The organism is Schinkia azotoformans LMG 9581 (assembly GCF_000307855.1).
GTDB classification, from domain to species: Bacteria; Bacillota; Bacilli; order Bacillales; family Bacillaceae_J; genus Schinkia; species Schinkia azotoformans.
This window is the reverse complement of the sequence record NZ_AJLR01000166.1, coordinates 1-1272: the sequence shown is the minus strand read 5'-3', so window position 1 is coordinate 1272 and position 1272 is coordinate 1. Positions and strand designations below refer to the sequence as shown.

1 protein-coding gene is annotated in these 1272 nt (G+C 35.7%); it reads left to right on the top strand.

What is annotated here, in order from left to right; translation table 11 throughout:
• The first annotated feature begins 58 nt into the window (after nucleotides 1–58).
• A protein-coding gene (locus BAZO_RS22540) for an IS3-like element IS981 family transposase (RefSeq protein ID WP_088792927.1) occupies nucleotides 59–1170 on the top strand; the annotation gives its coding sequence in 2 pieces (ribosomal slippage) (nucleotides 59–275 and nucleotides 275–1170; 1113 coding nt in all).
• Nucleotides 1171–1272 lie beyond the last annotated feature (102 nt).

The following is a 1272-nucleotide window of genomic DNA, read 5'->3' as shown; positions in this document are numbered from 1 at the left end:
TGATGTTATCCTTAAATCTTAGAGTCACTATTGTATAATTTAGACAAAGGACAAAAACATGCAAAAACGCTACTCAAAAGAATTTAAAGAAACCCTTATCGCCTTCTATCATTCTGGTCAATCCGTCACCCAGCTGTCTAAAGAATACGACGTGGCCCCTGCAACAATTTATAAATGGATAGACCTCTACTCTAAATCTAATGAAAGCTCCGTCTCTAAAGCTGATTTTCTAGAATTAAAAAGACAACTGGCTAAAGTTAAGGAAGAACGAGACATCTTAAAAAAAGTATTGACCATATTCGCCGAGAAAAAGAAGTGAGTGCTGCGGATATGGCTCAAACCATACAAACTTTAGCACTCAATGTCAGACTAAGCTGTCAACTCCTTGATGTTCCTGAATCAAGTTATTATGAACGGATTAACCGACATCCATCTAAAACTCAATTAAGGAGACAATACCTGTCACTCAAAATTTCTCAACTCTTCAATGCTAACCGAGGAATCTATGGTGCTCCTAAAATTCATCATCTTCTACTTAAACAAGGGGAAAAAGTCGGGTTAAAACTGGTACAGAAGCTAATGAAGCAACTTCAACTCAAGTCTGTAGTCATTAAGAAATTTAAGCCTGGATACTCACTAAGTGATCACATCAATCGAAAAAATCTCATACAGACTGAACCTACAAAGAAGAATAAGGTTTGGTCAACCGACATTACTTATATTCCTACTCAACAAGGATGGGCTTATCTCTCAACCATTATGGATCGTTATACTAAAAAAGTCATTGCTTGGGATTTGGGCAAGCGAATGACTGTAGAATTAGTGCAAAGAACTTTAAATAAGGCCATTAAATCACAAGACTATCCAGAAGCTGTTATTCTTCATTCTGACCAAGGAAGCCAGTATACGAGTCTAGAGTATGAAGAGTTGCTTAAGTATTATGGGATGACTCACTCTTTCAGTCGAAGGGGATACCCTTATCATAATGCCAGTCTTGAATCTTGGCATGGACATTTAAAAAGAGAGTGGGTGTATCAATTTAAATATAAGAACTTTGAAGAAGCCTATCAGAGTATTTTCTGGTACATCGAAGCCTTTTATAATTCAAAACGAATCCATCAAAGTTTAGGGTATCTTACACCTAATCAATTTGAAAAGGTAAGTGCTTAAAATAAATAGATTAAAATTCTACGTTTGTTACTCTAAAAACTTGACTTAACGTCACATTAAGTTCTTTGATTGATGAATACTCACCTACTTTATAGCCGTAAA